The sequence below is a fragment of the Thiohalocapsa halophila genome (assembly GCF_016583825.1).
Taxonomy (GTDB): domain Bacteria; phylum Pseudomonadota; class Gammaproteobacteria; order Chromatiales; family Chromatiaceae; genus Thiohalocapsa; species Thiohalocapsa halophila.
This window is the reverse complement of the sequence record NZ_NRRV01000128.1, coordinates 1-6,789: the sequence shown is the minus strand read 5'-3', so window position 1 is coordinate 6,789 and position 6,789 is coordinate 1. Positions and strand designations below refer to the sequence as shown.

Below are 6,789 nucleotides of genomic sequence, written 5' to 3'. Positions count from 1 at the left end.
CCGCTCTTTGCTACGCTTTGTCATTGGTCTGCTCCGCTATCTCGGGTTGACGGTGGCTTGCTTGCCCCCCGTCAGTGTGCCCGCTTCGGGCGGGGTTGGAGAAGCGGGGCGGACCATCCCATTACGGCCAGTGGCACCGTGGGAGCGGCCTCTGGCCGCGACGACAATGGCACTCGCATCAGCGCATCGTCGCGGCAGGGATGCCGCTCCCACGGCCAATGGCGGCGTGGGAGCGGCCTCTGGCCGCGACGCCAGTGGCAGCGGCATCGCCGCATCGTCGCGGCAGGGATGCCGCTCCCACGTCACCGCTTGACCTTTGCTGTGCGGCCGCCAAAATCCGGTAGATGACAGTGCCAACCGAGCCGATGCCCGCATGAGCCGAACTCCAGCCGACGCCCCCTTCCAGCCGCTGCCCATCGCAGTGCTCACCGTCTCCGACAGCCGCACCGAGGCGGACGACACCTCCGGCGATTACCTGCGCGAGCAAGCGGAGGCCGCCGGCCACAAGGTGGTGGAGAAGGTGATCTGCCGCGACGACCGCTACCAGCTGCGCGCGCTGTTCTCGCGCTGGATCGCGGATTCGGATGTGCGCGTGGTGATCAGCACCGGCGGCACCGGCATCACCGGTCGCGACAGTACGCCGGAGGCGGTGCTACCGCTGTTCGACAAGACCGTCGACGGCTTCGGCGAGCTCTTCCGTCGCATCTCTTTCCAGGAGATCGGCGCCTCGACAGTCCAGTCCCGGGCCTTCGCCGGCATCGCCAACGGCACGCTCATCTTCTGCCTGCCCGGCTCCACCGGCGCTTGCCGCACGGCCTGGGAGGGCATCCTCGCGCCCCAGCTGGACAGCCGCACCCGCCCCTGCAACTTTGCGCAGCTCATCGCGCGCTTCGGCGAGCACTGACATGGCCGGCACTCACGACTGCGGCGGCACCAGCAAGGCCCCGCTCTCCGTCGAGGCGGCGCTGGATGTCCTGCTGGCCGAAGCCCGGCCGATCGCCGACAGCGAGCAGATCCCGCTCGCGCAGGCACAGGGCCGGGTGCTCGCCGCTGATCTCGCGAGCCCCATCGACCAGCCCGCCTGGGACAACAGCGCCATGGACGGCTATGTCGTGCGCGCCGCCGACGCAGCGCCGAGTCCCCTGCCCGTCTCTCAGCGTATCCCCGCCGGGGCCGCCGCCGAGCCGCTGGCACCCGGCAGCGCCGCGCGCATCTTCACCGGTGCGCCGGTGCCGGCGGGCGCCGACACCGTGGTGGTGCAGGAGGCCTGCGAAGTGCTCGGCGACGGCCGGGTGCAGCTGCCGGCGGCGGTCGAGGCCGGGCGCAATATCCGCTATCGCGGCGAGCAATTGCGCGCGGGCGACACGGTGCTGCCGGCGGGCGTGCGCCTGGGCCCGCAACACCTCGCCGTGGCCGCCTCCGTGGGTGCGGCGGCGCTGGACGTGCGCCGGCGGCTGCGGGTGGCCATCTTCGCCAGTGGCGACGAGCTGGTGGAGCCGGGCCAGCCCCTGGGCCCGGGGCAGATCTACAATTCCAACCGCACGCTGTATCAGGCCCTGTTGACGGGCCTCGGCTGCGAGATCATCGACCTCGGCATCGTCCCGGACACCCGCGCGGCGACCCGAGCGGCACTCGCCGACGGCGCCGAGCGCGCCGACCTGGTGCTCGCCAGCGGCGGCGTCTCCGTGGGTGAGGAGGACCACGTGCGCCCGGCTGTCGAGGAGCTGGGGCGGCTCGACCTCTGGAGCGTCGCCATGCGTCCGGGGCGGCCCCTCGCCTTCGGTCACATCGCCGACACGCCCTTCATCGGCAGCCCTGGCAACCCGGTGTCGCTGTTCGTGACCTTCTGCCTGTTCGCACGGCCCTTCATCCAGCGCATGCAGGGCCTGGACCCGGTGCCAACACCGAAGCGCATCCGCGCCGCCGCGGGCTTCGACTGGCCGAAGCCGGACAAACGCCGCGAGTACCAGCGCGCCCGACTGGTAACCGACGCCGCGGGCAACGCCAGCGTCCAAGTCTTCCCGAGCCGATCCTCGGCGGACCTGACATCGCTGACCTGGGCGGACGGCCTGGTGGAGCTGGTGGAGCACCAAGCTTTGCAGGCCGGCGACAGTGTCGGCTTCATCCCATTCACGGAGCTGCTGGCATGATCCGCGTACGCTATTTCGCCAGCCTGCGCGAAGCTCTGGGCACAACCGAAGAGGCCCTGCCCGCGGCGCAGGCCGGCACGGTGGCCGAGATCCGCGCCCGGCTGCGCGAGCGCGGCGGCGCCTGGAGCGCCGCCCTGGACGACAGCCGGCGGGTGCTCGCCGCCGTAAACCAACAGATGGCCCAGCCGGACACGCCGGTGGCGGAGGGCGACGAGCTGGCCTTCTTCCCACCGGTGACCGGCGGCTGAGCGCCGCGTCGGCAGACTCGCGACAACCCGCCATCAGCCGCGTGCGGCTGGCCAGCCTCCTGGCGCAGACGCTGCCCCGTAAGCTCTGGGGCAGGGCTGTCGCCCTGGCGCGGCAGCTCCCCGGCATGGCCGGGCGGGAGCGCGGCTATTACACGGCCCTGGAGGCCAAGCTCCTGGACCTACCCGGCCCGCGGCGCCCGCCGGCAAGACTGCCCCTGCCGCCGGCGCCCGTCATCCGCCAGGCCCTGGCCGGAGCGCCGGATTATCGCTGCATCGATCTCAGGGCCGCTGATGCTGGCGAGCAAGCTTGGCTCGCGCGCTGGGGGCTGGAGTCGGCGTACATCCTGGCCAACCGGGGGCTGATACCTGCGGCCTATCTGCCGGCGCCGCGTGCGGCCCGCCGCCATGAGCTCGGCATTGCCGCGGACCCGGATCACACCGCCTTCCAGCTGGAAGCCCTGGACCAGGGCGCCATCGAAGCCGTCTGCCCGGTAACCGGCCGGGTGCGGCGCTCCATCCACGGCCTGCTGGCGGCACAGAATCAGCCCATTTTCTATTGGTTCCCTGCGGCCGGAGACGCGCCGGCACTGCTGCTGGCGGTGGGCCGCGAGGGCCGCGGCTGGATCAAGCTCTATCTCTTTCTGCCCGCGCTGCGCACGGCACTGCTGCTGGCGGAGCCGGTGCGCTGGCACGGCCGCGACGAGATCGACGAGCTGCGTGCCCACTTGCTCGCCGAGCACCGGGCCGTGCGCCGCTACCTCCAACGCCGAGACCCGCCGCGCATCGCAGCCCTGGTGGACAACCAGCAGTTCGCCCATCACCTGTGGAATGCGCTGAGCGGGCTGGAGCGCCTTGTGCGTTTCATCCAGCAGGCGCCGCCGGTCAAGCCGCCGAGCCTGATGGTTTGCGCCGAGCCCTGGGGGCCGGTGGCGGCTCTGTTCCCCGAGCTGCCGGCCGCCGGGATGTCCGTGGAGCATCTCCGCGGCCCGGGCGTTATCCGCAGCGCCCTGCACGAGCATCGGCTGCTGCTGCGGGTGGGCGGAACGCGCATCGGCGACGCGCTGGTGGCTCGGGTGCGGCGCGTCGCCGCGGCGCGGGTACCGGCGGCCGTGACCGACCGCGCGGCGGCCCTGCGCCGGGCGCATCGGCCCATTCTCTGGGTCACGCTGCGCATGGAGAACCGCACCTGGGTGTCGCAGGTGCCGGGGCTCATCGCCATCGGCCGCCGGCTGGCGGCGGACTACCCGCGAGCCGCGCTCGTCATCGACGGCTTCTCGCGTCTATACCGTGCCGACGGCGGCACGAACAAGGGGTACGCGGCGGTCATTGCCGCCGAGCAGCAGGCGGCAGCGGCCATCCGTGCCGGGCTCGACGGCTGTCTACCGGTGGAGAGCCTCGTGGGCCGGGCGCTGTTTGAGGCGGTGGTCTTCGCCGACATCGCGGACTGCTATTTCGCCCACCACGGCAGCCTCCAGCACAAGATCGGCTGGCTCGGCGACTGCCCGGGGCTAGTCCACGCCAATAGGACGGCGCTGACGACGCCGCGGCTCTGGGAAGCAGCCCGCGACGTGCGCGAGGACGGGACCCCGCCGACCTATCTCGACGCGACGCTGGTGCGGGATGTGCCCGGCGCCAAGCGGGTCGAGAAGAACCGCTGGATGGACGACCTGGACAACTACGAGCTCGATCCCGACGCGGCCTACGACCTGCTCGCGCCCCTGCTCGCCGGGGGCCGAGAGCGCGGTGTCGAATGCGGTCTCGCGGTGCCGGGGCCTCCGTAGGTCGGCGCTGAGCGGCAGCGAAGCCCGACACCGAGCCGCCGGCGCCTGTCGGGCCTCCTGGCGTCGGCGCCGACCTACACCCCCGTAGGTCGGCGCTGAGCGGCAGCGAAGGCCGACACCGAGCTGCCGCCCCTGTCGGGCCTCCTGGCGTCGGCGCCGACCTACACCCCGTAGGTCGGCGCTGAGCGGCAGCGAAGCCCGACGGCGAGCCACCGGCGCCTGTCGGGCCTCTGGCGTCGGCACCGACCTACGCCTCCGTAGGTCGGCGCTGAGCGATAGCGAAGCCCGACACCGAGCCGCCGCCCCTGTCGGGCCTGCTGGCGTCGGCGCCGACCTACGCCGGCAAGGGGCTCGCCCGGCGGCTAGCGCTCGAGGATGCGCGCGATCGCCTGCTGCACCCGGTTGGCGGGCACCGAGAAGCCGATGCCGACGTTGCCGCCGCTGGGGCCGATGAGGGCGGTGTTGATGCCGACGATGCGTCCGGCGAGGTCGATGAGGGGGCCACCGGAGTTACCGGGGTTGATGGAGGCGTCGGTCTGGATCAGCTCGCCGAGGCTGTCGTCGGCAATCCCGGTGCGCCCCACCGCGCTGACAATGCCGGAGGTGACGGTCTGGCCCAGGCCGAAGGGGTTACCGATGGCGAGCACGAAGTCGCCCACTTCCAGGTCGTTGGAGTCGGCGAAGCGCAGGTCCGGCACGTCCAACGGCATGATGCGCAGCACAGCGACGTCCGTTCCAGGGTCCCGGCCGATGAGCCGCGCCTTGAAGCTGCGCCGGTCCTTCAGCGTGACCGTGATGTCCCGGGCGTCCTCGATGACATGGGCGTTGGTGAGCACGATGCCGCGGCGGGCGTCGACGATGACACCCGAGCCGACGCTCTCGCGCCGGCGTAGCTCGCCCGGCGTCGGCGGGTCGATGTCGAACTGCTCCAGGAACTCGCGGAAGGCCGGGTCCGTCAGGAAGGGATGGTCCGCCAGGCTCACCTCGGAGATCACGGCGACGTTGACCACCGCCGGTGTCACCCGTTTCAGCAGCGGTGCCAATGACGGGTAACCGCCGTCGGCCTTCCAAAAGGGCGAGCCGTCGACCGCCGCCGGCACCGGCCTCGAGGCCGCGGCCAGCGGCTGCGGCTCGGCGAGCTCCAGACCGGCGCAGCCGGCCAGGCCCGCCAGCATCGGTGCCAAAGCCGCGACCGCCAGGCCGCGGCGCCAATACAGGCGCCAAAACGGGCGCCCCCACAGGCGCCGAGCAGGGCGCAGGCACGGCCGGCGCGCGCCCGCGCCCAGCACACTGCGCTGCCGAGCCGCTCGCACCGACGCCGGCTCAGTACCGCGCCAGTGTCGGTGCCGTCGCCAGGGCACTGGCCACCTGGTTGCGGAAGCCATAGGCTACCGGCTGGTTGATGAGCAGGCTGAAGGGTGCCCAGCCCCCGCCCCGGCGCACCCAGCCCGCATAGCAGCTGACACCGGAGAGGGTGCCGGTCTTGGCGCGGACATTGGGGTTGCCGTCCTGCACCGGCACCAGGTGGCGGTAGGGCTCCATGGCCTCGAGCACGTCGATGAGCTGGCGCCCGCTCAGGCGGTTGCCGCGGGAGAGGCCGGCACCGTCCTCGATGGTGACGCTGCGCCAGCCGAACTTGCCCCGCGCCCAGTCTTCCATGGCCAGCTGCGACTGCGCCATGCTGCTCTGGCCGCCGCGCTCGCCGAACAATAGAAAGAGGTCGTTGGCGACGAAGTTCGTGGAGTACTCCAGCATGTTCTCCACCACCTTGGACAGGGGGCGGCTGTTGCGATGGGTCAGCAGCACCTTGGCCCCGCTCGGCGCGCGCCCGACCATGACGCCGCCGTTCACGCGAATGCCGGCGGCCTCCAGCTTCAGCGCCAGCAGCTCGCCTGCGTGCTCCAGGGCGTTGTCGCGGGTCTTCAGATTCACCCGGTGCGTGCCGCCGCCCATGGCCGCACCCAGGCGGCGCGCGGTGGGCGTAAGCTCGGTCTGTGCCTCGGCGCTGCGCACGCTGCCGCCGGCGACACGAACATTGACGGTGTTGAAGTTCACCGCCAGCGCCGTGACCGGGGCGTCGTAGGGGTTGTGGCTGGACGAGCGCCCGGGGATGCGGTCACCGGCGACGAAGAGGGTATCGTCCAGGCCGATGCCGTTGACGCTGCGCACACCCTGGCGCCGCAGGGCCCGCACCACCTGATCCAGCTCCTCGGAGACGAGGTAGGGGTCGCCCTGGCCCACCACCCACAGCCGACCGTCGCGCCCCTGGCGGAGCTCCGTCGTGAACCGATGATCGAGCCCCCAGCGCTCGATGGCGGCGAGCGCCATCAGCAGCTTCATGGTGGACGCCGGCACCATGCCGCGGTCGGCGTTGTCGGCGATGACGGTGCGCCCGCCCTCTGTCACCACCAGACTGGCGTTGCCGAGGGCGAGCGCGCGGCCGATGGGGTCGGCCTGTGCAGAGGCGGCGAACAACAACAAAGCGGCGCCGAGCAAGGGGCCGCCGAGCGGGCGGCGGGCGATGGGCGCCGCGGCACTGCGGCAGGGGTTGGGGACAGGCATGGGTGGATTCCTGGGGCTGTCGGCTGGATTAGGGCTGAGGGCTGAGGG

General features: G+C 72.0%; 6 protein-coding genes. 4 read left to right on the top strand and 2 right to left on the bottom strand.

Annotated elements, in window-relative coordinates:
- Positions 1-373: 373 nt before the first annotated feature.
- Genes moaB through CKO31_RS24965 form a run of 4 tightly spaced genes read left to right on the top strand, consistent with a single transcriptional unit; the run spans position 374 to position 4,179 of the window.
- The gene (moaB, locus tag CKO31_RS24980; RefSeq protein ID WP_200243299.1) at positions 374-904 is read left to right on the top strand and encodes a molybdenum cofactor biosynthesis protein B; all 531 of its coding nucleotides are present in this window, start codon (positions 374-376) and stop codon (positions 902-904) included.
- A gap of 1 nt (position 905) precedes the next feature.
- Positions 906-2,150, top strand: a complete 1,245-nt coding sequence (locus CKO31_RS24975) for a molybdopterin molybdotransferase MoeA (protein ID WP_200243297.1) — start codon at positions 906-908, stop codon at positions 2,148-2,150.
- Positions 2,147-2,398, top strand: coding sequence for a molybdopterin converting factor subunit 1 (gene moaD, locus CKO31_RS24970; protein WP_200243295.1), 252 nt, complete (start codon positions 2,147-2,149; stop codon positions 2,396-2,398). The genes CKO31_RS24975 and moaD overlap by 4 nt, the downstream gene beginning before the upstream one ends.
- Before the next feature lie 41 nt (positions 2,399-2,439).
- On the top strand, positions 2,440-4,179 hold the full coding sequence (locus CKO31_RS24965; RefSeq protein ID WP_200243294.1) for a hypothetical protein: 1,740 nt from the start codon (positions 2,440-2,442) through the stop codon (positions 4,177-4,179).
- 362 nt (positions 4,180-4,541) lie between these two features.
- Here the strand turns inward: CKO31_RS24965 and CKO31_RS24960 are convergent, their stop codons facing one another.
- Together CKO31_RS24960 and CKO31_RS24955 are read right to left on the bottom strand one after the other, a co-directional pair.
- Positions 4,542-5,354: a trypsin-like peptidase domain-containing protein gene (locus tag CKO31_RS24960; RefSeq protein WP_200243293.1), complete on the bottom strand. Its 813-nt coding sequence runs from the start codon at positions 5,352-5,354 to the stop codon at positions 4,542-4,544.
- Positions 5,355-5,502: 148 nt separating this feature from the next.
- A complete protein-coding gene (locus CKO31_RS24955) occupies positions 5,503-6,741 on the bottom strand; it encodes a D-alanyl-D-alanine carboxypeptidase/D-alanyl-D-alanine-endopeptidase (protein ID WP_200243292.1) in 1,239 nt (412 codons plus the stop codon).
- Between the last annotated feature and the right edge of the window lie 48 nt (positions 6,742-6,789).